19 protein-coding genes and 1 pseudogene are annotated in these 23,461 nt (G+C 69.3%); 4 read left to right on the plus strand and 16 right to left on the minus strand.

The genetic code is table 11. The annotated features are described in order from the left end of the window. Positions 1 to 21: 21 nt before the first annotated feature. The 6 genes from ACYVF7_RS25870 to ACYVF7_RS25895 all read right to left on the minus strand — a co-directional run bounded on the left by ACYVF7_RS25870 (position 22) and on the right by ACYVF7_RS25895 (position 6,868). On the minus strand, positions 22 to 612 hold the full coding sequence (locus ACYVF7_RS25870; protein WP_460358119.1) for a 3-hydroxyacyl-CoA dehydrogenase family protein: 591 nt from the start codon (positions 610 to 612) through the stop codon (positions 22 to 24). Continuing rightward, the gene (locus ACYVF7_RS25875) at positions 567 to 1,499 is read right to left on the minus strand and encodes a 3-hydroxyacyl-CoA dehydrogenase NAD-binding domain-containing protein (RefSeq protein WP_460345695.1); all 933 of its coding nucleotides are present in this window, start codon (positions 1,497 to 1,499) and stop codon (positions 567 to 569) included. The genes ACYVF7_RS25870 and ACYVF7_RS25875 overlap by 46 nt, the downstream gene beginning before the upstream one ends. A 76-nt stretch (positions 1,500 to 1,575) precedes the next feature. Further along, positions 1,576 to 3,150, minus strand: a complete 1,575-nt coding sequence (locus ACYVF7_RS25880) for a benzoate-CoA ligase family protein (protein ID WP_460345698.1) — start codon at positions 3,148 to 3,150, stop codon at positions 1,576 to 1,578. A 16-nt stretch (positions 3,151 to 3,166) separates the two neighbouring features. After that, positions 3,167 to 4,582 (minus strand): benzoyl-CoA 2,3-epoxidase subunit BoxB, encoded by a 1,416-nt coding sequence (gene boxB / locus ACYVF7_RS25885; protein ID WP_460345701.1) that lies wholly within the window; start codon positions 4,580 to 4,582, stop codon positions 3,167 to 3,169. Positions 4,583 to 4,584: 2 nt separating this feature from the next. Continuing rightward, a complete protein-coding gene (gene boxC / locus ACYVF7_RS25890) occupies positions 4,585 to 6,312 on the minus strand; it encodes a 2,3-epoxybenzoyl-CoA dihydrolase (protein ID WP_460345704.1) in 1,728 nt (575 codons plus the stop codon). Between the two features lie 133 nt (positions 6,313 to 6,445). Beyond that, complete coding sequence (locus tag ACYVF7_RS25895; RefSeq protein ID WP_460345707.1) at positions 6,446 to 6,868, minus strand: VOC family protein; 423 nt, start codon at positions 6,866 to 6,868, stop codon at positions 6,446 to 6,448. Positions 6,869 to 7,025: 157 nt separating this feature from the next. Here ACYVF7_RS25895 and ACYVF7_RS25900 point away from each other — a divergent pair. Beyond that, positions 7,026 to 8,029: pseudogene (locus tag ACYVF7_RS25900) on the plus strand (helix-turn-helix transcriptional regulator). 42 nt (positions 8,030 to 8,071) lie between these two features. Here ACYVF7_RS25900 and ACYVF7_RS25905 read toward each other — a convergent pair. Beyond that, on the minus strand, positions 8,072 to 8,959 hold the full coding sequence (locus ACYVF7_RS25905) for an ABC transporter substrate-binding protein (RefSeq protein WP_460345710.1): 888 nt from the start codon (positions 8,957 to 8,959) through the stop codon (positions 8,072 to 8,074). Between the two features lie 25 nt (positions 8,960 to 8,984). After that, positions 8,985 to 9,821, minus strand: a complete 837-nt coding sequence (locus ACYVF7_RS25910; protein ID WP_460345713.1) for an SDR family NAD(P)-dependent oxidoreductase — start codon at positions 9,819 to 9,821, stop codon at positions 8,985 to 8,987. 137 nt (positions 9,822 to 9,958) lie between these two features. On the opposite strand from ACYVF7_RS25910, the gene ACYVF7_RS25915 reads away from it, so the two are divergent. From ACYVF7_RS25915 to ACYVF7_RS25925, 3 genes are all read left to right on the plus strand, one after another. Further along, positions 9,959 to 12,616: a hypothetical protein gene (locus tag ACYVF7_RS25915; protein ID WP_460345716.1), complete on the plus strand. Its 2,658-nt coding sequence runs from the start codon at positions 9,959 to 9,961 to the stop codon at positions 12,614 to 12,616. Positions 12,617 to 12,622: 6 nt separating this feature from the next. Then, positions 12,623 to 14,137 carry a hypothetical protein gene (locus tag ACYVF7_RS25920; RefSeq protein ID WP_460345719.1) on the plus strand — a complete coding sequence of 505 codons (1,515 nt, stop codon included), beginning with the start codon at positions 12,623 to 12,625 and terminating at the stop codon, positions 14,135 to 14,137. A 77-nt stretch (positions 14,138 to 14,214) separates the two neighbouring features. After that, positions 14,215 to 14,547 (plus strand): hypothetical protein, encoded by a 333-nt coding sequence (locus ACYVF7_RS25925; protein ID WP_460345722.1) that lies wholly within the window; start codon positions 14,215 to 14,217, stop codon positions 14,545 to 14,547. 111 nt (positions 14,548 to 14,658) lie between these two features. Here the strand turns inward: ACYVF7_RS25925 and ACYVF7_RS25930 are convergent, their stop codons facing one another. From ACYVF7_RS25930 to ACYVF7_RS25965, 8 genes are all read right to left on the minus strand, one after another. Further along, positions 14,659 to 15,741, minus strand: coding sequence for an endonuclease/exonuclease/phosphatase family protein (locus ACYVF7_RS25930; protein ID WP_460345725.1), 1,083 nt, complete (start codon positions 15,739 to 15,741; stop codon positions 14,659 to 14,661). 152 nt (positions 15,742 to 15,893) lie between these two features. After that, positions 15,894 to 17,447, minus strand: coding sequence for an MDR family MFS transporter (locus ACYVF7_RS25935; protein ID WP_460345728.1), 1,554 nt, complete (start codon positions 17,445 to 17,447; stop codon positions 15,894 to 15,896). Between the two features lie 6 nt (positions 17,448 to 17,453). After that, positions 17,454 to 18,140 (minus strand): sulfotransferase family protein, encoded by a 687-nt coding sequence (locus tag ACYVF7_RS25940; protein ID WP_460345731.1) that lies wholly within the window; start codon positions 18,138 to 18,140, stop codon positions 17,454 to 17,456. Between the two features lie 36 nt (positions 18,141 to 18,176). Continuing rightward, positions 18,177 to 18,536, minus strand: a complete 360-nt coding sequence (locus ACYVF7_RS25945; RefSeq protein WP_460345733.1) for a hypothetical protein — start codon at positions 18,534 to 18,536, stop codon at positions 18,177 to 18,179. Then, positions 18,533 to 19,570 carry a glycosyltransferase family 2 protein gene (locus ACYVF7_RS25950; RefSeq protein ID WP_460345736.1) on the minus strand — a complete coding sequence of 346 codons (1,038 nt, stop codon included), beginning with the start codon at positions 19,568 to 19,570 and terminating at the stop codon, positions 18,533 to 18,535. The genes ACYVF7_RS25945 and ACYVF7_RS25950 overlap by 4 nt, the downstream gene beginning before the upstream one ends. A 54-nt stretch (positions 19,571 to 19,624) precedes the next feature. Continuing rightward, entirely contained in the window at positions 19,625 to 21,055 is a 1,431-nt protein-coding gene (locus ACYVF7_RS25955) for an aspartate aminotransferase family protein (protein WP_460345739.1), read from the minus strand. A 52-nt stretch (positions 21,056 to 21,107) separates the two neighbouring features. Continuing rightward, complete coding sequence (locus tag ACYVF7_RS25960; protein ID WP_460345742.1) at positions 21,108 to 22,088, minus strand: UbiA prenyltransferase family protein; 981 nt, start codon at positions 22,086 to 22,088, stop codon at positions 21,108 to 21,110. 75 nt (positions 22,089 to 22,163) lie between these two features. After that, positions 22,164 to 23,204 (minus strand): NAD-dependent epimerase/dehydratase family protein, encoded by a 1,041-nt coding sequence (locus ACYVF7_RS25965; protein ID WP_460345745.1) that lies wholly within the window; start codon positions 23,202 to 23,204, stop codon positions 22,164 to 22,166. Positions 23,205 to 23,461 lie beyond the last annotated feature (257 nt).

Genomic DNA, 23,461 nt, shown 5'->3' on the forward strand with positions numbered 1-23,461 from the left:
CGTCGATGACGAACGGGCAGGTCATGTCAGAGCCGTTCCGGACAGGGCGCGGCGGCGCAGCAGCGGACTCGGGCGGTAGCGGGGGTCGCCGTAGGCGTCCTGGAGGGCGGTCAGGACGGTGTGCACCGTCGCGGCGCCCCACCGGTCGCCCCAGGCGATCGGGCCGAGCGGGTGGCCGGCGCCCAGCCGCATGGCCGTGTCGAGGTCGGCGGCGTCGGCGACGCCCTGCTGCAGGGCGTCGACGGCGAGGTTGACCAGCATCGCGACCGTACGGGTGACGATGAGGCCGGGCGTGTCGTCGATGACGTGCACGGCCAGGCCGCCGGCCTGCAGCAGGCCGGTCGCCTCGGCCAGCACGTCGGCGGGGCAGGACTCGCAGGGCGCGATGGCGATCGCCGTGGCGGTGGCGTCGTCCAGCGTCCGGTCGACGACGATCACCGGAGCGCCGTGCCGGGCGGCGAGTTCGGTGGCCGTGGTGCCGGTGCTGCGGAGCAGGAGCCCGCCGCTGGGCAGCGCGAGGGTGCCGTCGTCCCGCTCGCCGCCGAGGACGGCGACGCCGGAGCGGGTCAGCGGGCCGCGCAGGGCGTCCGCGCCGTGGTCGACGACCTCCAGCGGTGCCGGATGCGGCGGGGCGGCGGCCGCGACGGGCGTCCCGGAGCCGGGGCCGTGGCGGTAGACGCCCTGCCCGGTCTTGCGGCCGAGCCGGCCTCCACCAGCGCCCGCTGCGCGAGGGACGGCGCGAAGCGCGGGTCATGGGCGAACGCCGTCCACACCGAGCGGGTGACGGCCTCGTTGACATCGTGGCCGATCAGGTCCATCAGCGCGAACGGTCCCATCGGGAAGCCGCCGGCGCCGGTCAGGACGGCGTCGATGATCTCCGGCGCGGCGGCGCGCTCCTCATACAGGCGCCACGCTTCGGCGTAGTAGGGGCGGGCGATCCGGTTGACGATGAACCCGGGCGTCGCGGCGGCCCGTACGACCGTCTTGCTCCATCCCGTGACCAGCCCGGCCGTACGGTCGGCGACCTCGGCCGAGGTGTCGGCGCCGCTGATCAGCTCGACCAGGCGCATGCGGGGCACGGGATTGAAGAAGTGAAGTCCGAGGACCCGCTTGGGGTGCGTCAGGCCCGCGCCGATCGCGGTGGGGGACAGGGCGGAGGTGTTGCTGGCGAGCACGCAGTCCGGCGCCACCGCCTGCTCCAGGTCGGCGAACAGCCGCCGCTTGACTCCCAGGTCTTCCACGATCGCCTCGATGACCAGCCGGGCGGGCGCGAGCGCGCCGACCGCGTCGACGGCGGTCAGATCCAGGGCGTCGGGATCGGCGTCGATCTTGCCACGGGCCACCAGGGTCTTGACCCGCTCACGGATCCCGGAGACCGCGCGGTCGGCGGCTCCGGGCGCGGTGTCCAACAGCAGGACCGGGTGCCCGGCGAGGGCGGCGACCTGGGCGATGCCGGTGCCCATGGTGCCCGCCCCGACCACAGCGATGATGTCGTGCATGGTGTCCCTTTTTACGGCATCAGGCACTGGTTCGCAGCCCCACCCGACCGGCCCCGGATGAGCAGTTCGATGACGCTCATGACAGGGCGGCCTCCTGCTGCGGGCCGGACAGCACCCCGGCGGCGTGGGCGCGCAGTTCGACGCGCCGTACCTTGCCGGTGGGAGTGGTCGGCAGCGCCTCGGCGAACACCACCCGGCGCGGGCGTTTGAACGAGGGCAGCCCGGCCCGGCAGAACTCGATGAGCTCCGCCTCGGTGACCTCGGCCCCGGTGTCGGTCACGACATAGGCGACCGGCTTCTCCAGGCCTTCGGCGTCGGTGGCGGACACCACCACGGCCTGGACGACCGCCGGATGCGCCAGCAGCCGGGTCTCCACCTCGGCCGGCGACACCCAGATGCCCCCGGCCTTCAGCAGGTCGCCGGTACGGCCCTGGCAGCTGTAGTAGCCGTCGTCGTCCCGCACGTAGGTGTCGCCGGTGCACAGCCACTCGCCCTGGAACACCCGGCGGGACGCCGCATACCGGGACCAGTACCCGATCGCGGTGGACTCGCCCCGCACGTACAGGGTTCCGGGAGTACCGGGGGAGACCTCGCGGCCTTCTCCATCCAGGATGCGCAGCTCGTAGCCGGGCACCGGGAATCCGGTGGTGCCGGGCCGTACGGCGCCCTCCTTGTTGGACAGGAAGATGTGCAGCATCTCGGTCATGCCGATGCCGTCGAGGATCTCGATCCCGAAATGGCCGGTCCACCGGTGATAGAGGGCGGCCGGCAGCGGTTCGCCGGCCGACGCCGTCAGCCGTACTCCTTCAAGGGCCCGGCGGGGCAGCTCGGCGCGGAGCATGCCGGCGAAGAACGTCGGCCCGGCGAAGAACAGCGTCGCGCCGAACGTCCGGGCGCGTTCGGTCATCAGCTCCGGCCGGGACGGCGCGGGTTCCAGGATCGTCGCCGCACCGGCCCACAACGGGAACAGCACCGAGTTGCCGAGGCCGTAGGCGAAGAACGCCTTGGACGCCGACAGGCACCGGTCGCCGGGCCGGATGCCCAGAACCCGGTCGCCGTAGGTCTCGCACACCACGCGGACCGCGCCGTGGCGGTGCATCGCGGCCTTGGGCGTTCCGGTGGTGCCCGAGGTGTAGAGCCAGAAGGCCGGAGAGTCGGCCGTGGTGGCGTACGGCGCGCCGTCCGGTTCCGCCGCGGCCAGGTCGACCAGCGCGTGCACCGGCACGGGAGCCGTGAGCGTGGCGCCCGCACCGACCAGGACGCCGGCCAGCTCGGGTGCCGCGGCGGCGGCCTCGGCCGCGGTCGCGGCGAAGTCCGGGGTCACCGCCAGCAGCCTCGCCCGTGAGTCGCGCAGCAGTTCGGCCAGGCCGTCCGCCTGCAGCATCGTGGACACCGGGACCGGGATGGCGCCGATCCGCAGCGCGGCGAGGAACACCGTGACGAAGTCCGGTGAGTCGGCCATGAACATCATCAGCCGCTGCTCGGGCAGCAGGCCGATCGCGCGCAGTCCGGCGGCGGTACGCCGGACGCGCTCGTGCAACTCCGTGTAGGTGACGTCCCCGTCGGCGCCGGTCAGTGCCAGGCGGTCGCCGTCGCCCCGCTCGAGGTGGCGGTCGAGCAGGTAGAGGCAGGCGTTGAAGGGTTCGCTCATGTGCCGCCGTCCGATGTCAGGCGAGGTGGACGTAGTCATAGTCGACGGGCTTGCCGTTGATGCCCTGGCGGGGCGGGGCGATCCAGGAGGCGATCTTGCCGCGCTCGTACACCGGTCGCATGAGGGACCGGATGTAGGTCTTGTCCACCTCGGTGGGCAGCCACTCGCCCACGCGCCGCCGCCACTCGTCCGGCGAGACGACCTCGCCGGCCGGGGTGGCCTCGATGCCGGCGAACGCGCCGACCTGCCGGTTGAAGGCGACGCTCGGCAGGCGCAGCCGCTGCGGCAGGCCGGCCTCCTCCAGGATGCGGTTCCACCGGTTCACGCCGTTCTGGCAGTCGCCGATGTACTCGCGGCGCAGGTCGGTGTTGAGGCCCACCAGCGCGGCGACCTCGGTCTGTCCGATCCGGCCGTCGACGATCGCGTCGACCATGATCGAGTCGTCGGTGAGGCAGTGGTCGTCCTTGCGGCGCTCTTCCGACCAGCGGCCCTTGAGCCCGGCGGTGAAGTAGTTGGCGACGTTGGTGGAGGTCTCCGAGCCGAACAGGTCCAGCGACACCGAGTAGTGGAAGTTCAGGTACTTCTGGAGGACCGTCAGCGGGATGCCGCCGTGGCCCACGACGTCATCGGTGTCGTGCTCCCGCATCAGCTCCACGGTCCGCTGCACCACCCGGTCGATGCCGGTGGTGCCCACGAACATGTGGTGGGCCTCTTCCTTCAGCATGAACTCACACGTGCGCGAGAGCGGGTCGAAGCCGCTCTCCTTCAGCGTGCCGAGCTGGTACTTGCCGTCCCGGTCGGTGAAGTAGGTGAACATGAAGAAGGACAGCCAGTCCGGGGTCTCCTCGTTGAAGGCGCCCAGGATGCGCGGGGAGTCCTCGCTGCCGGAGTTGCGGCGCAGCAGTTCCTCGGCTTCGGCCCGGCCTTCCCGGCCGAAGTGGGCGTGCAGGAGGTAGACCATGGCCCACAGGTGGCGGCCTTCCTCCACGTTCACCTGGAAGAGGTTGCGCAGGTCGTACAGGCTGGGGGCGGTCGCACCGAGATTGCGCTGCTGCTCGACGGACGCCGGCTCGGTGTCGCCCTGGATGACGATGAGCCGCTGCAGCTCGGCGCGGTACTCCCCGGGGACCTTCTGCCAGGCCGGCTCGCCCTTGTGCTCGCCGAACGCGATCCGTCGGTCGTGGCGCGGCTCGGCCAGGAAGATGCCCCACCGGTAGTCGCGCATCGCGACATGACCGAAGTGGGCCCAGCCCTCCCGGCCGACGTTGATCGCCGTGCGCAGGTAGACGTCCTCGGTGGGCAACGTCGGCCCCATCGACTCCCACCAGGTGAGGAAGTTCGGCTGCCATGACTCCAGGGCCCGCTGCAGGCGCCGGTCGTCGCGCAGATCGACGTTGTTGGGAATCTTCTCGCCGTAGTCGGCGATCGTCATGGTCAGACTCGCTTCCGGTCGAAGTCGGCGCGCTGCCCGGTGCCGAACTTGCGCAGCGCGCCGTCGGGGCCGGAGGCGTTGGGGCGATAGAAGATCCAGTTCTGCCAGGCGGACAGCCGGCCGAAGATCTTGGTCTCGATCGTCTCGGGGCCCGCGAACCGGTAGTTGGCCTCCAGGCCGGTCAGCGCGTCGGGGCTGAGCGACGCCCGCTCCTCGACGGCGATGCGCACCTCCTCCTCCCAGTCGAGGTCGTCGGGGATGAAGGTGACCAGGCCGAGCCGCTCGGCGTCCTCGGCCCGCAGCGCCGTGCCCTCGGCCGCCTCGGCGGCGGCCGACCCTTCGGGGTCGCCGTGGAAACGGGTGGCCAGGCGGCTCAGCCCGTTGCCCATCGGCAACGGGTCCAGATTCATCGGGCCGACCGTGATCGCGGCCGGCTCGGCGTCGGGGTCGACGTCCTCGAACACGCCCGCCAGCTGGAAGGACCGGTCGGCGGCCAGCGCGAGCTCCAGCAGCGAGCCGGCGAAGCAGCTGCCGGGCTCGATCAGGGCGATGAGGCTGCGGCTGGTGACGTCCAGGCGCTTCAGCGTCCGCTTGAGATACAGGACGATCTCGCGGGCCGGCCAGTCGCCGGAGTGCTCCAGGAGCAGCGCGTCGTGGGACAGCACCCGGGCCGTGTCGCCCTTCGTGCGGAAGACCCAGGTGCCCAGCTCGGTCTCGTTGGTGCGCAGGTCCAGGATCAGGTCGTCCAGCTCGCGGGCGAACGCCAGGGGCCAGAAGTCGGCGCCCTGGTCGTGGATGCCGGCGACGTCGGCCGGAGCGTCGGTCTCCGGGCCGAGGACGGTGATCTCCACGACGCCCCGGTCGTGGTCCAGGGCCGCGCTGACGTACCGGTACGCGACGTGATCGTCGGTACGCGTCTTGGCCAGCGGGGTCAGCTCGATCCCGCGGGCGCCGGCGGGCCGGTCCGAGCGCTCGGCGAACGCGGCGGCGCGCTCGGCGACGGTCCGGTCCCAGGAGGTACGGGCCACGGCCTCATCGACCAGCCGCCACCGCACGGCCTTCTTCCCGCCGACGCCCTCGGACCTGGTGGAGAAGTAGTCCGCCAGATCGCGCCGCACGTGCCGCTTGTCGACCACCCGGGTGAGCCCTCCGGTGCCGGGCAGCACGCCGAGCAGTGGCAGCTCGGGCAGCGACACCGCCGAGGAGCGGTCGTCGATGAGCATGATGTGCTCGCAGGCCAGGGCCAGCTCGTAACCGCCGCCCGACGCCGTGCCGTTCAGCGCGGCCACGTACGTCTGGCCGGAGTGCGCGCTGGCGTCCTCGATGCCGTTGCGGGTCTCGTTGGTGAACTTGCAGAAGTTCACCTTCCACGAGTGCGTGGAGGCGGCCAGCATCCGGATGTTCGCCCCCGCGCAGAAGACCTTCTCCTTGCCGCCGGTGAGGACCACGGTGCGCACCTCGGGATGCTCGAACCGCAGCCGCTGCACCGCGTCGTACAGCTCGATGTCCACGCCCAGGTCGTAGGAGTTCAGCTTCAGCTCGTACCCCGGAACGAGACCGCCCTGTTCGTCGACATCCATGGTCAGAGTCGCGATGGATCCGTCGAGTGTCAGGCGCCAATGACGGTACCGCGACGGGGCGGTCCGGAACTCGACCCGCTCACGCCGGGCGGGCACGTCATCGCCCTCGGCGCTCGGACAGACGGCGGGTTCGCTCGCCACGCTGGTCATCGGCCATCCTCCTGTCGTACGAGGTAGGCCGATACTCTACAAAGACGCGATGTAGCGTCAAGAGTAAGTAGTATTTTACTCCGATCGGTTTCCCGAAGCGGGCGGGCCGATCTTCTGTGCCTGGCGGGCTGGATCAGCCGTTGTACGGAGCGGTGACGTCCAGGACCCAGGTCACGCCGAAGCGGTCGATGAGCATGCCGTACAGCGGCGCCCACTGCGCCGCCTCCAGGGGCCGCACCACCGTCGAGCCCTCCGCCAGCTTCTGCCACAAGGCGCTGATCTCGTCGGCGTCATCGCCGCGCACGGAGACGAAGAACGGGTTCTCACCCTGGTTCCAGGGCAGCTGGGAGGGCACGTCGTAGGCCATGACGTGGAAGCCGTTGTCGGCGACCACCTCGCCCCACATCACCCAGTCCGCCTCGTTCTCGTTCTGCACATCGCCGGCGTCCTTGTACGTGACGGCGACGACGCGTCCGCCGAAGACGGACTGGTAGAAGTCCAGCGCGTCACGCGCGGTGCCCCGGAAGTTCAGGTGAGTGGTGGTAGTGACGGACATGGCCTGCTCCTTGCCTTCGGTTCAACGGAGGTGCGCCGCTGCAACGACCGAGCCCACGGGCGCGGCGACCCGTGGCCAGGGGCGATGTCTCTTCGGCGACTCTGGTGTCCACCGTTCCACCGGTAGCGGACAGGTTGTGTCCTGTATCGCGCGCAGAATGGTGAGCGTGCAAAAAACGTCCTCGCGGCTGCTCGCGCTGCTCTCACTGCTTCAGACGCGCCGTGACTGGTCCGGTGAGGGCCTCGCCGAGCGCCTCGACGTCACCCCGCGCACGGTGCGCCGTGACATGGATCGCCTTCGGAACTCGGATACCCGATCACGGCTTTCAAGGGGCCCGCCGGCGGTTATCGCCTGGATGCCGGCTCGCAGCTGCCCCCGCTGCTGTTCGACGACGACCAAGCCGTCGCCTTGGCCGTCGCCCTCCAGACCGCGGCCACCAACACCACGATCGGTGAAGACGCCGAACGGGCCCTGTCCACCATCCGCCAGGTCATGCCGGCACGTCTGCGCCACCGCATCGACATGCTCCGGATCACTGCCGTCCGGCCACTCGAGGATGACAACGCCTCACCGGGCGATACGCAGCTCCTCATGGACCTGAGCAACGCCGTCCACGCCCACGCGGAGCTTCGCTTCGACTACGACCAAGACCACACCGTCCTCGCTGAGCGACCCCGCAGAACGCAGCCCCACCATCTGGTCACCTGGCAAGGCCGCTGGTACCTCCTTGCCTGGGACCTCGACCGCGACGACTGGCGTACCTTCCGCGTCGACCGCATACACCCCCGCACACTCAGCGGCCCGCGCTTCAGTCCGCGCGAGCTCCCCGGAGGCGACGTATCCGCCTTCATCATCGGCCGATTCCGAGGCACCGACGGCACCACCACCGACTGGCCCTGCCGCGGCGAAGTCGTCCTCAATCTCCCCACCACTGCCGTCGCCCCCTTCGCCCAGGACGGAATCGTCGAAGAACTCGGCCCCGACCGCTGTCGGCTCACCCTCGGCTCCTGGTCATGGACCGGCCTGGCTGCCGCGATCGGCCGCTTCGACACCGACATCGAAGTCATCGGCCCTCCGGAACTGACCACCGCGTTCGCACGCCTCGCCGCCCGCTACGCCAACGCCGCACGCATCACCCACCCGACTGACACGATGAGATAGATGTGGTTTCTCCAGCCAGCCGCGGTTTCCGCGCTCCCGCGGCTAAGTTGCGGACCCTTCGGCCGGCTCGGTGCGGTAGATGTCGGCCGCGTCGGGCACCGTGGACACGCCCAGCTCCTTCGCCACGCTCGACACCGCCTGGGCCGCGACGGACGGATCGTGGCGGCCGTCGGCGGTGAAGTACGGTGCGACGTAGCGTTCGTAGTGCCGGCGGGCCTCCGCCTCGGTGATGCTCGGGATGAGGGCGTTGACGTACCGGACGGCGAGGTCCGGCTCGTCGCGGATCGTGCGCAGGGCTCGGCGGACGGCCCGTACGAGGGCCAGGACCGCCGGATCGTCCGGCGCGATGTGGGTGGGGTCCACAGCGACGCCCACCGTGGGGATCCTGAAGTGGTCCCCGACGAAGGCCAGCAGCCGCAGGCCGTGCTCCTCGGCCGTGACCTCGGGCGCCAGGGTGCTGCCGACGAACGCCGCGTCCAGGGAGCCCTCGGCGAGCCGGCGAAGGTGACGGCCGTAGTCGCCCGGCGTCATGACGACCGACCGGACGTCATGGTCCGGATCGAGTCCGTGCCTCCGGAGTACGATGCGGGAGAAGCATCCGGGCGCGGTCCTGGGCGCGTGGATGCCGATCCTGCGGCCCTTCAGCTCCGCGACCGACGCGTAAGCGTCGCGGGCGAGCAGCCAGAACAGTGGCCGATCGGTGTTGACGCACAGAACGGTCCACGGGACGCCGTCGGTCACGCACGACAGCACCGCCCGGCCCAGCCCGATCGTGGCGGTCCGCCGGACCCGTTCGCCGTCCCAGGCGCATCCGTCGCGCAGCGCGACGTGGACTCCCTCCTGCTCGTAGTAGTCCTGCTGGTCGGCGACGTAGGCGACGAGTTCCTCGTGGATTCCGCGCCCGACGTAGGTCAGGTCGATGGTGTGCACTGCGAGGACTCCCTTCCGGGACGCGTCAGCCCATGGCCAGTCCGCCGTCGACCGGCGCGGTGGTGCCCGTGATGAATCCGCTGTCGTCACCCGCGTAGAAGGCGACGGCCCGGGCCACGTCGTCGGGGGAGGCCAGGCGGCCCAGCGCCGTCTGGGCCGCCTGGCGCTGCTTCTGCTCCTGATCGAGGACACCGGAGATGACGGTCTCGGCCACCGGCCCCGGGGACACCACGTTGACGGTGATCCCGCGAGGCCCCAGCTCCTGCGCGACGTAGCGGGCGAACTGGCTCAGGGCCGCCTTCGAGGTGCCGAGCGCGATCATGCCCTCACGCGGCCGCCGGCTCAGCACGGTGCCGAGGTAGACGATCCGGCCGTACCCGCGCGCGGTCATGCCGGGGACGACGGCCTTCGTCAGCAGGAAGGCCGCCCGCATCTCCTGCTCCAGTTTGCCGCCCAGTTCGTCCCACGAGATCTCGTCGAACGACTTGATGGCGTACGGGATCAGGGCGTTGTGGACCAGGACCTCTACTTCGCCCATGGCGGCCCGGACCTGCTCGACCATGCCGAGCACGGCGGACGCGTCGCGTACGTCGGCCCGCACGGCCATCGCCTGGCCGCCGGCGGACTCGATCGACGCGACCACGTCGTCCGCCTCGCCGCGGCTGCTGCGGAAGTTGACGACGACCCGCATGCCCCGGGATGCCAGCAACCGGGCCACGGCCGCGCCGATCCCCCTGCTCGCGCCCGTGATCAGGGCGACCCTGCCGCCCTGCTGAACGTTCGTCATGTCGGCCTCCAGGACCTGCCCGGCGCAGACGCTGATATCGACCTTACGCGCCTGGACGCGGCTGTCGCCGTTCAAGGCGGCCGGCTGCGGGCACCCCCGTGCTCGGGGCCCTCGGCGCACTTCTGACGGGTTCGGCAGCGGTATCCGGAATCATGCCTCGGCGGATCGCTCTAGAGTCGCATAGCGAAGCGGGCGAGAGTGAAGGGTGTGACATGGGGGGACTGCAGTCCGGCGGTGGAACGAGCGCCGTCGTCGCGTCGGCGCACGCGGGGTGCCAGCGGTTCCGGATGACCGATCCGTTCATCACCAGCAGAACGCGCAGGGCTCTGGCCACCCACATCGGCCACCCTGACGCCGGCGCCGGGATCCCCGAGGCTCGGTGGACGCGGGCGATGACCTTCGAGAGCCTCGTGCACTCCGAGGACTTCGTCTCCGAACTGCTCACCAAGACGGTCGGGCAACTCGGCCTCGCTCGCCCGAAGGCCGTCCGGCGGCGCGACTGCCACGGCATCGTCGCCGACACCGTCACCGAACTCGCCCTGGCCCACGTCGACGCGGAGTCCTCCGGCGAGGCGACCATGGTGACCGCGCTCGCCGTCCCGTACCTGAACCTCGAGAACGTCCCCGACACGACCCCCGTTCAGCCCGACTTCGCGATCGTCTGTCCCCGGGAGGAGGACGGCCGGACCGTCGGCTCCTGGCTGATCATGGGCGATGCCAAGGACTACGAACGCGTCCGCTCCCGCATCGACGACGGCCGGATGCTCAAGGGCTTCCTGCAGGTCGCGCTGGGCGCCGAGTCCGCGGCGGCCTGGAGCAGGCTGCCGGCCGGCATGCGCGTTCATCGCCAGGGAGCGCTGGCCGTACCGCGCAACGCGTTCCTGCAGCCCGAGGCCGTCGTGGAGTTGCTGGACGACCACCGGATCGAGGTCCGTACGAGGGCCGATGAGCGTTTGACGGCCAAGGCCGGACTCGACGACGGCTTCCCGGCGGATAAGGAACTCGTCCCGTACGTCGCCCATCTGACCGCGAACTTCGACCCGCGCAGCTGCGTGACCTGCAACCTCTTCTCGTACTGCCGGGCCGAACTGCGGAACGGTGACGACCCGCTCGCCGTCCTCACCGAGATCGGGATCGACCGTCTCAGGCGTCCTGCCGTGGCGGGGCTCGTGTCCGGTGAGAGCACCGACGGGCCCGCGCCGCGAAGCATCGTGAACCAGGTGCGCGCCACCGTCACCGGCCTCCCTTCCTGGACCGGGCGTCTGCGCACCGACCCGTGCGGGTCGCCGGGCACCGTCGACCTCGTCCTCGTGAAGTCGGACGCGTCGGCTCTCGGCATGCACGGCGTGGCCGTACGGAAGGCGGGGGCGGACGCATGGGTTCGGCGGGTGTTCGCCGATCCGCAGTCCCCGTTCACCCGCCGTGCGGTGCTGCGGATCCTCGGCGCGGCCATCCGCGAGATCCGGGAGGCGGACCTCGGACCGGTTCACCTGGTCGTTCCGGACCGGCCGACCGCCGACCTGCTGGCCACCGCCGCGGACTCCCTGGCCGGGGTCGAACTCAGCCGTCTGCGCTGGCAGCATGACCTGGACAGCGGCCGCCCGGCCCTGACCTTCGACGGGGAGCCGGCCACGCTGCCGGAGCCGCTGCACGACGACGAGCGGCTCGCGGTCAGCTTCCTCCTGGAGGAGGACAGGGCCCGGGCCATGAGCCTGCGCACGCCCATCGTCGACGTACGAGCCGTGCTCTCCACCCATGTGACGCCCGGCGGCCCGGCCGTCGACGCCGGCCGCCTGGACTACCTCCTCGCCTGGGCCGAGGCCACCGGCCCGCTGGACCATCGCGAGGTCTCCGACGCCATCGCACGGCAACCGGAGACCCCCGGCGCCCGGCTGTCCAACGTCGTCTCCGACGCGATCGACACGGCGCGCCGCGAGGAGGACACGGCCGCGTACCGGGCGCTCGTCGACGCGGCACTGGACTACCGCGTCGAGGTGCTCGAGAGGGCGCAGCGGGTCCTCGACGGGCTGGGGATCTCCCGGCTGCGTGACGTCCACCGCGTCCTGGAAGCCGACGCGCAGGAGATCTGGGGCCGCCGCGTCGCGCTGCAGGCCTCCGACCTCGTCCGCTTCTCCCGGATGCACTCGCGCTGGCGCAACGCCCACGTCGACCTGCTGGACGCCGACCGCAAGTGCTTCGACCAGCTCACCTGCCTGGCCGACACCTCGGCCGCACGGGACAAGGCGACCGACGCCGGGACCCGCGAACTGGCCCTCGCGACCGTGATCGGCCTTGACCCCGTCCGGCTCGACGTGAGGTCACGGCGTCTGGGCGACGGGTCGGAGGTCGTCGCGCTGCACGTGGGCGACCGCGCTCTCGTCGAGCACCCGGACACCGCCTTCAAGATCCAGAGAGGCTCTTTCAAGCTCGGGCAGCTGCCGATCGGGACTCTCAGGGGTCAGGACGGCGTCGAGGGACTCCTCTGGGACCCCCTGGTCGTTCCCGAGCTGAAGGTCGGCGACACCCTGATCCTGGCCGACGCCGGCTGGTTCACCCGGTTCAAGTCGGGTCATGAGATCGCGGTGAAGCGCCCGTCCCTGGACGACCGGTCCGCCCCGAGGGCCACCTGCACCCCGGACACCTACGCCGAGGACCCGGAAGAACACCAATGGTGCTGCCGGCCGCACACGGTCACCGAGGCCGAGTGGGCGGACACGCTCGCGGAGCGCCGGTCCCGCGGTGAGCTCAACCCGGAGATCTGGCCGCCGCTGGTCGACGAAGAGCGGTTCGACATCAGAACGCATGAGGTGGAAACGCTGATCGCGCCCACGCCCACCCCGGACGACCTGACCATCGACGACCTGGACTGAACCGCGATGACGATCACCTTCTCGGCCCCTGCCGCGCCGCCTGAGGACGCGCTCCATCACGAGTCCGCGGCCGAGGGGAACATCGAGGCCGCGCAGCGAGCCATCGCCGCACTCCTGTCGGCCCTCGAAGGCCTCGCCGACTACGAACGGATCCTGCTGCGCGCCGCCGCCGGCGCCGGAAAGTCCTACGCGCTCGTCCGCATGGTCAAGGAAGCCCTGGCCCATGAGAACTGCGCCCGGGTGGGCGTCACCGCCTTCGCGAACAAGCAGGTCTTCCCGCTCGCCGGCGAGCTGGGCAGAGAGCTGGGCGCCGCCCAGGTCTGCCTGTTCGTGGCCAAGGACAGGCTGCCCGACGTGCCGCAGGACGTGCTCGACCACGTCTCCATCGCGACCTCCGCCGGCGGAATCCCCGACACGTGTGTCGTGATCCTCGGGACCTCGCACAAGATTGGCGCGTGGGGGGAGCCACAGCGGTTGCTCGACCGCCTCGGCCCTGCCGTCAACGCCACGCTGCCGTTCGACGTGCTGTTCGTCGACGAGGCGTGGCAGCTTCCCCTCCACCGCTATGCGACGGTCGAGGGGCTGGCGCCGCTGTCCGTCGGCGTCGGCGACGTCGGCCAGCTGCCGCCGATCGACCCCGGCCAGAACCCCTGGCGCGGCGACCCCGGCTACAACCCCTACCGCGCCTGGCCGACCGCCTACGAGGACGACGAGAAGACCTTCGCCGTCGATCTCCCCGCGGTATGGCGCCCGACGGCCGCGCAGCTTCCCCTCTGGCGGGCCTTCTACGGCGACTGGGACCGGCTGGACTGCGTGGCGGCCGCGGGCGACCGGGCGATCGAGCTGCCGGCCATGACCGGGCCCGTCGCCGAGGTCTGGACGTCCGTCGCCACCGGTGCTCCCACCCTTCTCGAGGTCGACGGCCTCCCCGAACCCGAGGCGCCGGACATCGACCCGGACCTGCTCGGCGTGGTCGAGGACCTGCTCATGCCCCTTCTCGAGGGCGGGTTCGCGATCACCCGGCGACGGTACGACGGCGTCGGCAGGCCGCTGAACGAGGAACGGATCGCCTCCGACGTGCCGTCCGGGGACCCCCTGATCGTCGTCCTCGCCACGCGCAACCAGGCCGTGGACGACGCGACCGCGATGGTCGACCGCCTCACGGACAAGTACGGCCTGCCGGCGGGCGTGCTCCTCGCGTCGACCGTCGACTCCTGGCAGGGCCAGACCAACGCCATCACCGTCGCCGTCCACCCGCTCTCCGGAGCCGACCGGCTCGACGAGTTCAATTCGGCCTTCGGCCGGCTCGCCGTGACCTGTACTCGCGCCACGCATGGACTGCTGATGGTGGCCCGCGCCGGCCTCGACGACCTGCTGGGCGAAGCTCCGGCACGACCCGGCACGCCGCTCGGCGAGCCCGGCAGCCGATCCCTTCCCCGCCAGACCCACCAGCGGATCCTCACGACGTTCAGCCGTGCGACGTTGACACTCGGCCCCGATGGCGGTCGAAACACCCTCTAGCGGTTAGTGGCTGTGCGATTACTCAGTGTGATATTCGTTGGGACCGCACAGTTCCCAGACACCCGAAAGGGGATCCCGTGATCACGCGCGTTTCGCTGTCCGGCCTGACCCTGGCCGCCGCCATGGTGGGTGCCGGCGTCAGCCCGGCCTTCGCCGCCGCGGCTCAGTCTCCCGTCCCCGGCTACCACTGCCACATGCTGCACTCCCACGAAAACGGCGCCTGGATGGGCCAGGGCAACTGTTACCCGTTCCACGGCGCCGTGCACCGCGGTCCCATCCACGGTGTCTTCACCATCAGCGGCCGTACTCACGAGGGGGCCGAGAAGACCGTGACCTGCAGGGCACTGCAGGGGCAGCACTCCGGCTTCGCCGAGCTCCCGGTCTGGGTCCGCGGCTTCCACTGCGGCTAGTCCACGGCTGACCGGGCCCGGCTCCCCACTTCTACGGGTACGCCGACACAGGACCGGATCGCGAAGGTAGTCGGCCCGGCCGGGAGAAGCCCCGGCCGGGCCTTTATTCGTTCATCTCGTCTGGTCCGCGTTTGAACGCAGTGAGAGCCAGAGATCCTGCGCGCGGTGGTCCGACATCCCCTCCGGGCTGCGAAAGCCGTACCGGTACACGTGAAGGCCCGTCGTGAACGCCCAGTCGAGCCGCCACAGCGTGGGCCCGACCGAGGGCCAGGACGCCGGATAGAGCGAGCCGTCCGCGCGTACCGCGTCGCTCAGGTGGGACCGGAACCAGCCGACCTCTCCCATGGACGCGGTGGTGTTGAAGTCGCCGGCGATCAGCTTCGGGTTGTGGTTGGCCGCCACGTCGCGGCGCAGTGCGCTGTACTCGGCGGTGCGGTGCCGCACTCGGGTGTGCACGTCGCGGTAGAAGGAGGCGTGCAAGAGCCGCCGTTGGCCGAGCTGGACGGGGATGTGCACGTTGTAGACGGACAGCGTGCGGCCGCCGACGTCGAGGTCGGTGCGCAGCACCTTCCGCTTCTGGAACTGGGAGTACCAGGACGGGTCCTCGGGCCACGCCGTCGCTATGGGGGGAGTTGCGACGATCGGGTACCGGGAGAGCGTCACGAGCTCACCGCTGATCGCCATCTGGTAGCCGGGAAACGCCTGCCGAAGGCCGGCCACGTCGTCGACCGGCGCCGGCCCGTTGTTCACCCAGTGCAGGTACTCCTGCAGCACATAGACGTCGGCGTGCTGGGCGGTGAGGTAGCGGTAGAAGTGGGCGGGGTCATCGGTCTGGTCCCAGTACTCGGTGTTCCAGGACACGATGTGCAGCGCTCCGGCCGGCACCCGACCGGAGACCGTCAGTGCCCGTGGGTTCAGCCCGGCCTGGCCGAAACCGAGGATCAATGCCACCGCGGCGGCGCCGCCGGCGGCCATCGCCCACCGGCGCGGCCCGCGGAAGAGGCCCACCGCGGCCGCCGCGAGCAACGCGAGCGGCACCACCAGGTAGACCGGCGGAGGCACCAGGTCGGGCAGGACCCACAGCCAGAACCGTCCGCTGAACAGCCGGTGCAAGACGGCGATGGCAAGCCAGGCCACCGACATGGCGACCGCCAACCGTGCCGCCCAGCGCGGGAACAGTCCTGCGCGCTCCATCTGCACATTACCTCCACGAGCAAGTCGGCGTCCGGACTTGGCTTATTTATCACACATCAGTCAAAGAAAAGGTAAAACAAGGGTGGTAGGCATGCGTGCTCGGCGGTTCGCCATTCAATTCATGCATTTGCGGATGAGGCGGGTTCGTGCGGCTATTCTGGTACCTCGCCGGAAAGGTGCTCTCGGGTGCGCCCGGCGGAGGTTCGCAGCGGAACCTCCTTCAATACCCAGCCGATCACGAACACCAGTGCGGTGAACGGCAGGCCCCACCAGAAGATGTCTCGGATGGCGTCGGCGATGGCGGCGAGGACCGGGCCCTTTACCTGGGGCGCGACCTTCGCGAGCGCGTCCGGGTCGAGCTTCGCGCCGCCGCCCCGCAGCGCGCCGGCGTCCGGCATCCCGGACAGCGCGGCGGCCAGCCGGTTGTTGAAGATCGCGCCGAAGAGCGACACTCCGAACGCGCCGCCGATCAAGCGGAAGAAGTTCGACGTGCTGCTCGCCACGCCCATGTCGCGCTGCTCCGCGCTGTTCTGCGCGATCAGCATGGTCAGCTGCATCGACATCGCCATGCCGATGCCGAACACCACCATGTACGCCCCGGATGTGAGCTTCGTGGTGTGCACGTCGAGCCGGGTGAGCAGGTACATGCCGACGGTCAGCGCCGCCCCGCCCAGGATCTGGAAGATCTTGTACCGCCCGGTTCGGCTGATGATCTGGCCGACGAGCGGGCCGATGACGAACATCGGGAACATCATCGGAAGCAAGAGGATGCCGCTGTTCGTGGCGGACGCACCCTGGACGGTCTGCTGGTAGAGCGGCAGGAACGCCACGGTGCCGAACATCGCGAACCCGATGAGGAAGCCGTGCCACACGGCCACGCTGAAGTTCCGGTTCCGGAACAGCCGGAACGGCAGCATGGGCTCCGACGCGCGACGCTCGACGAGCACGAACAGCAGCGCCGCTACGACGCCGGTGACGGCAAGACCGATGATCTGCCAGGAGCCCCAGCCGTAGTGCGAACCGCCCCAGCTCCGCACCAGCATCAAGGCGGAGGCGGCGACGATCAGCAGGACCGCCCCCAGCCAGTCGATCTCGTGCTTGATCTTGTGGTGTGGCAGGTGCAGCGTGGTGGCGATCAGCGCGAGCGCGATGATCCCGGGCGGCAGGTTGATGTAGAAGATCCAGCGCCAGGAAAGGTGGTCGGTGAGGAACCCGCCGAGCAGTGGGCCGCCGATCGTGGCGACGCCGATGACCGGCGCGGCGAAGCCCATGAGCCTGCCGCGTTCACGCGGTGGAACCAGGTCACCGATGAGCGCCAGCACGCCGACGACGATGCCGCCGGCGCCGAGGCCCTGCAGGGCTCGGAACCCGATCAACTCAGCCATGTTCTGCGACAGACCGAGCAGCACGGACGCCACCAGGAAGATGACGATCGCCGACATGAAGATCTTCTTGCGTCCGTAGAGGTCCCCGAACTTGCCGTAGAACGGGCCGGACACGGTCATGGTCAGGAGGTACGCCGTGACGACCCACGAAAGGTGCTTGACGCCGTCGAGCTCGCCGACGATCCGGGGCATCGCGGTGCCGACGATCAGGTTGTCGAGCGATGCGAGCAGCATGGCGAGCAACAGCCCGGCCAGCACGAAATAGACGCGCCGGTCGGGCTTCGTGGACGCCGGGCCGACCGCCGCCTCCGTGGTGACCATCGTCGATCACCGCGTCCGGCGCAGGAGCAGCGGCACCGCTGTTCCGAGGCCGCTCTTGGCGTACTCCGCTCGGTCGTTCATTCGGGGGAACGGCTCCGCCGGCACCGGGACGTCGAGGAATTTGCAGAGCGGCTCCCATCCCGACTTGACGTCGAAGATCAGTAGCCGGCTGGCGGGAATGGTCTCGACGACGTCATTCGTGTGCGCCTTGAACAGCTCGATGGCGCGTTCCGGTGTCCGCTCGGCCGGTGATTTGAAGGTCTGCGATTCGATCGTCGTCTGAATGAGCTTGGCCATCGGAGCGTAATCCGTACCAAGCATCGACGACAGCAGGACGGCGGCCCGGCCCGGCAGCGAATTCATGCGCTGTCGCCGCGCGAACAGCGTCTCTTGGATGCTGCCCAGCCAGCGCTCCGGGTCGCGTATCGTGTGGATGACCTTCGCGTCTGGATAATACTCGGCGAGCTCCCGCCAGCGGGTGGAGACCGGACCGCCGACAAATGATTCATATCCGGCGAGCACCTCGTCCCAGTTCGCCGAGCCGGTTTCAACGGCTCCGAGCAACGGCCGGATCAGTTCGGGGTGCGCAAAAAGATCCACCGCGTGCAGGCACGGCCCGAAGCCGAGCCGCTCCAGCGCGGCCTTGATGGAGTTGGTCCCCGTTCGGCCGAGACCGGTACATACGACACGCACTATGGTCTACTCCTTGCTGGTGAATGGTCGCTCGGGTCATGGAAGCCGTACGGGCAAGGCCAGGGCGAGAGCGGCGAGTGCCATGGCCACGATGAGCAGGCGCGGCCGTATCGGTATGGGTGCTCGTATGGCACGTACAAGAGGTATGGCCACGAGCAGCATCACCGGTACGGCCACGTAGGCGAGAGGTGGCAGGAAGTCCAATGGCGTCGACGGCCACCAACGCCCGCTGAGGACGACGAGCAGCCAGACCGTCGCCGTACCGACGAGCACCCACGTCGCCCGGCACCATCGGCCGCGCGATGGCAGTGCGGTCCTCTGATCGGCCGCCGAGACATCGGCCTCGTCGATCTGACGTTCGATCTCCGATGACCGAGAATCGGCGGGCCGCGTCATGCCCCGGCCTCTTCCAGCGCGCCGCCGGGGGCGGGGTCGTAGAGCCGCCGGAAGGTGCCGGAGGTGAGCCACTGCAGTACGCCGGTCGCCGCCGCGGTCGCGATCGTCACGTTCACCAGAAAGTGGATCGCGACGAAGTATCCGAAGAAGGCGATCGACCGGCGGCGCGCCACGAAGGCGTACAGGCCCGCGTCGCACAGCACCGACGCGGCGAACAGCAGCGCCGGAACCGCCCACCAGACCGCGCCGAACACCACCGGGACCACCACCGACGCCAACGCGGCCAGCGCCGCCACGCTCCCGTACGCGCGCCACCGGGTCTCGAAGCCCTGCGCGAAGGCCTGCGCCCGCGCGTACAGCGGAATGCGCATCCGGCCTCGGTGGAAGAGCTTGCGCAGCAGTACGCGGAGGCTGTCGTCGTGATCGTGCCGGCCGCTGATGGCGGAGGTGAGCCGCAGGTCGTAGCGGCGGGACACGCGGTAGCCGTAGTCGACCTCCTCGGTGTGCCGCAGCCGGGTGTTGAACGGGCCGATCTCGTCGAAGACCTCCCTGCGCATCGCGCACATCGCGGGGAAGAGGAACGTGACGTTGCCTTCGCCGCTGATCGACCAGTAGTGGTACTGCAGCGCCCGGTACTCCTCGAGCAGGCTGTCGCGGATCAGCGGCTCCGGATCCTCGATCCCGCAGGTAACGCCGATCCGGGGATCGGAGCGCAGCTGCGCGACGGCGACCTCCACCGCGTCGGGCGCGATGGCCACGTCGGAGTCGATGAAGAACAACACCTCGCCGGCGGCGCGCGCCACGCCGAAATTACGTGCCGCCGCGCAACCCCCGTTGGCCGGCGTCGAGATCACAGAGACGCCGAGTCCCCGCGCGATCGCCACCGAGTCGTCCGTGCTGCCGTCGTCGACGACGAGGATCTCCAGCGGCTCGTACGTCTGGTTCTTCGCCGCGCGCAGGCACATGCCGAGCGTGCGGGCGTAGTTGTAGTTCGGAATGATGATCGACACCAGCGGCCGGTCGTCCGTGGTCATGCGCTTACACCACCTTGTCGAGGATCGTCTGCACGGTCGCCGGGCAGTGGATGCTCACCACAGCGACGTCACCTTCTCCTTGACGAACCGGGTGAGGAGCCGGGAGAGCCCGGTCTCGAGCACCTGGGCGAAGGCCTCCAGGAACTGCTCCACTTCGGCGGTCCCGCAGACCAGGGGCGGGGCCGCGACCAGCGGACTGCGGCCGTTGAGCGTGTAGTAGGTGTAGATGTCGTGGTCGCGGTAGAGCGCGTTGATGACCGCGCACGTGATCAACTTGGTGCGGAACAGCGGGTCACGGGCGATGCCCCCCGGCGCGAGCTTCGCCACCAGGTCGAGGACCTTCGGACCGCCGTCGAGGTGGATCCCGTACAGGGCGCCTGCTCCCTGCACGTCGGAGATGACGTCCGGGTGTTCCTTCCGGATGCGCTCCAGGCCGGGGGCGAGCACCTTCTCGATCGCCCGCGCGCGCTTCGGATAGTCGTCGTCGACCACGATGTTGATCGCCTCGATGGCGGTCGCGGTCTCTTCGCCGAAGCCGTAGTACGTGGTGCTGGTGCTCTGCAGCAGGGCGTCGGTGAGGCTGTCGTAGGCCTTGCGGAAGATCGGATCTCGGGCGATGAAGGCGGAGATCGACGATTTTCCGCCGCCGAAGCTCTTGGACGTCGTCACGATGTCGGGCAGCAGGCCCTCATACCGCATGAAGTAGAAGAGGCTGCCGGTCTTCCCCCACCCGGTGTAGATCTCATCGAAGATCAACACGATGTCCTCGGCCGTGCACAGCTCGCGCAGCCCCCGCAGGAACTCCTCGGAGCACCAGCGCATGGTGGAGGCGCTGAACGGTTCGATGAGAATCGCGTACACGTCGCAGCCGCCGCGTTCGGTCCGGGCCTCGGCGACGAGCCGCCGCACGGCGTCGAGATCGCCGTACGGGTAGGCGCGGACGCCGGGGATTCCGGGGAAGGCGAAATGGTTCTGCGCGCCGCCGGTGAGGCTGCCGCTGCCGAGCAGCTTTCCGTGGAAGCTGATGTCGGCGTGCAGGATCGTGTTCCGCTTGCCGTTGTGGTACTTGTAGGCCAGCTTGACCGCGCCCTCGACCGCCTCGGCCCCGGAGTTCGGGAAGAAGGACATGTCGAGGTCACCGGGCAACAGCTGCGCGAGATTGTGACTCAGCGCGGCGACATAGGGGGAGAAGTAGGTCTTGTGCACCTCCATTCGGTGACGTTCGGCGAACTTCTTCCTGGCGGCCAGGATGCGCGGGTGGTTGTGGCCGTGGTTGAGGACGCCGACCCCACCGGTGAAGTCCAGGATTCGGCGGCCGTCCCGGGTATATATCCACGGGCCTTCCGCACGCTCGACGAGTTCCTTGCCGAAGCCGAACGACGTCATGAGCGAGACCTGGCTTCGATTCACGAATTTCCGGTACAGCTTGTGCACCTCGGCGACGCTGAGTTGTTCGGTATCGTCGAGGGTGAGCAGCTCGCCCATTCGTTCTCCATCCCTGCATAGGCGTGTTCAGCTCTCGGAAAAACGGACCTCGTTAAAAAATGGCGTGGGCGAGGCCGGGATAATGGGTGTCGATCGTCGCCGTGCCGAGGAGGAGGGTCCAGAGCGCGAAGTCGGCGACGAGGACTCCGTCCCGCATCAGGGTCTCCACCGGTTCGCCGCCGCCCTGCCGCACGAGGATCAGTTGCAGGTAGCGCGAAACGGCGAAGAGCCCGACCGGGATCGACAGAAACGCGATGGCCTGCGCCTGCGTGCCGAATCGTGCGCCGGAGACGAGATAGAGGACGTACGCCATGAGCGTGAGCGCGGCGTTGAGGAGGATCAGCTGATCGACGAGTGCCACCGAGTAGCCCTGCAGCGATGGGCGGTGGCCGGCGCCGACGGTGACGAGTTCGTGTCTCCGCTTGCCGAGGCTCAACATCAGGCACAGGCAGAGGACACAGAGCAACAGCCAGCCGGAGACCGGTTCCCCGATGGCCAGGTATCCCTGGATCAGCCGCAGGAGGAACCCAACGGCGATCAAGAACACGTCCACCAGTGGCACGTGCTTGAGGCCGCGGCTGTAGACGGCGTTCATGCCGAGGTAGGCGAGGACCGGCCACCAGCCGATCTGCCGCCAGCCGATGAGTATCACGAAGAGCAGGCCCGCCAGCGCCGCGGCGTACAGCCAGGCTCCGTACACCGGAAACCGGCCGGCGGCGATGGGGCGCAGCCGTTTGACGGGATGCTGCCTGTCACGTTCCCGATCGGCGATGTCGTTCACGACATAGGTCACGCAGGACACGAGTGTGAAGACCGCGATCGCCAGGCAGACCCTTCGAACCTCCGAGGCCGACCAGCTTCGCGCCCAGAGCAGAGGAAGGGGAACGACCAACAGTGTCTTCGCCCACTGCCGCGGACGTGATACTGCGATCAGGTCTCGGACGAGTGAACGGGGGATGGGGTCCGGCGCGGGTGAGGCCCGACGTCCTTCGCGGACGGTCGGACCCGATTCGGCCGGGTCAACGGTATGCATCGCGGTCTCCGTGTGGTGGCAGGGCTGGAGGGCGTTGCTGAGAAGTCGCCGGGGAGAGGGCTCCGGGCCGGCAGGTCAGAAAAAGGCCTTGGTGAGCGCGAGCGCGCCTTGCCGCCATGCGTCCTTTGAGGTGGCGCCGGAGCTACGAGCCTGGTTCGCTTCACGCTCTTCTCTCCACCAGGCGAAGGTGCGCAGGATCGCGTCTTGGTTCGACCGCCGCGGCCGAAAGCCGAGTTGCTCCCGCGCGAGGTCGACGCTGACGTAGGAATCGGCGAGCAGCTTGTGAAGCAGCCGTCCGTACACCGGGGAAAGCCGTGCTCGCTCGAGCATGCGAAGTGCCGTCAGCGCCGGCTTGGCCGGGAGCGACACCACCCGTTTTCCGTGACCCGCGGCGTCGAGCACGGCTTGGAAGTCCTCGCGAAGTGTGCCGAATCGTTCGGCACCGATGTTGAACGTCCCCGCGACGCGGTGTTCGGGACCGCGCAGGGCGAGCACGACCGCGTCCACCAGATCCTCGATGTCCAGCATCTGGATGCGCACGTCACCGCGGCCGAGAACGGGGAAGTTGCGTCCTTCGTCGGCCCACTCGAACAGCATCGCGAACAATCCCATCCGGCCAGGGCCGAGAAAGGTCTTCGGACGCAGGATGGACAGGCATTGACCGCGGTCGCGGAACTGCTCAGCCACCTCCTCCGCGGAGGCCTTCGCGGTGCTGTAGACGTCCACTGGGCGGCGCGGATGGCTCTCCGGGGTCGGGACGAGTTTCGGTAGCCCGTAGACGGCAGTGGAGGAAATGTGGACCACTCGCGGAACGCCCGCCCGGTACGCCGCTTCCAGCATGTTTCGGGTGCCACCGACGATGACGCTTCTGATCTGCTCATCCGGATAGCTCGGCAGCGCCGCCGCAGTGTGCACCACGGCATCCGCACCCGCAACCGCCTTGGTCATCAGTGAGTCGTCGCGGACATCACCCGTAAAACATTCTCCCATTTCATGTGAACCGGGCGTCGCTTGCAAGTCCAGGCCGCGGACCTCATGGCCGTCGGCGGCCAATCGCCGCACGAGAGCGCCGCCGAGCATTCCGTTACTGCCCGTGACCAGGATTCGGTCCGTCATATCACACCACCTTCCTTTGTCGGTTCATGGCTCCGCTGGACGCCTTTGATGAGTTCACCCCGTGCTGCCTTATCGCCATCCGGAGCCGGTGTGCGATGCGCGCGCCCCCGGGCCGGCCGTGGCGGATTTCGGCTGACCCGCCGAGGCCTTGTTTCGGCTCACTCATAGCTGATGCCGTCGCTTGGCCAAATGCAATACCACTTTGGTGTAGTGTTCGTTCCTCTCTCTCATTTGCTGCGTCGTGTCAAGGGATACCT

It is taken from the genome of Actinoallomurus acanthiterrae, from assembly GCF_054775715.1.

Bases quoted from the DNA above. Each gene is read 5' to 3' on its own strand.
- ACYVF7_RS25920 (WP_460345719.1), top strand. From the start codon at position 12,623: ATGACGATCACCTTCTCGGCCCCTGCCGCGCCGCCTGAGGACGCGCTC.
- ACYVF7_RS25930 (WP_460345725.1), bottom strand. From the start codon at position 15,741: ATGGAGCGCGCAGGACTGTTCCCGCGCTGGGCGGCACGGTTGGCGGTC.
- ACYVF7_RS25950 (WP_460345736.1), bottom strand. From the start codon at position 19,570: ATGACCACGGACGACCGGCCGCTGGTGTCGATCATCATTCCGAACTAC.
- boxC (WP_460345704.1), bottom strand. From the start codon at position 6,312: ATGACCAGCGTGGCGAGCGAACCCGCCGTCTGTCCGAGCGCCGAGGGC.
- ACYVF7_RS25915 (WP_460345716.1), top strand. From the start codon at position 9,959: ATGGGGGGACTGCAGTCCGGCGGTGGAACGAGCGCCGTCGTCGCGTCG.
- ACYVF7_RS25945 (WP_460345733.1), bottom strand. From the start codon at position 18,536: ATGACGCGGCCCGCCGATTCTCGGTCATCGGAGATCGAACGTCAGATC.
- ACYVF7_RS25895 (WP_460345707.1), bottom strand. From the start codon at position 6,868: ATGTCCGTCACTACCACCACTCACCTGAACTTCCGGGGCACCGCGCGT.
- ACYVF7_RS25875 (WP_460345695.1), bottom strand. From the start codon at position 1,499: ATGCACGACATCATCGCTGTGGTCGGGGCGGGCACCATGGGCACCGGC.
- ACYVF7_RS25965 (WP_460345745.1), bottom strand. From the start codon at position 23,204: ATGACGGACCGAATCCTGGTCACGGGCAGTAACGGAATGCTCGGCGGC.
- ACYVF7_RS25880 (WP_460345698.1), bottom strand. From the start codon at position 3,150: ATGAGCGAACCCTTCAACGCCTGCCTCTACCTGCTCGACCGCCACCTC.
- ACYVF7_RS25960 (WP_460345742.1), bottom strand. From the start codon at position 22,088: ATGCATACCGTTGACCCGGCCGAATCGGGTCCGACCGTCCGCGAAGGA.
- ACYVF7_RS25935 (WP_460345728.1), bottom strand. From the start codon at position 17,447: ATGGTCACCACGGAGGCGGCGGTCGGCCCGGCGTCCACGAAGCCCGAC.
- ACYVF7_RS25955 (WP_460345739.1), bottom strand. From the start codon at position 21,055: ATGGGCGAGCTGCTCACCCTCGACGATACCGAACAACTCAGCGTCGCC.
- boxB (WP_460345701.1), bottom strand. From the start codon at position 4,582: ATGACGATCGCCGACTACGGCGAGAAGATTCCCAACAACGTCGATCTG.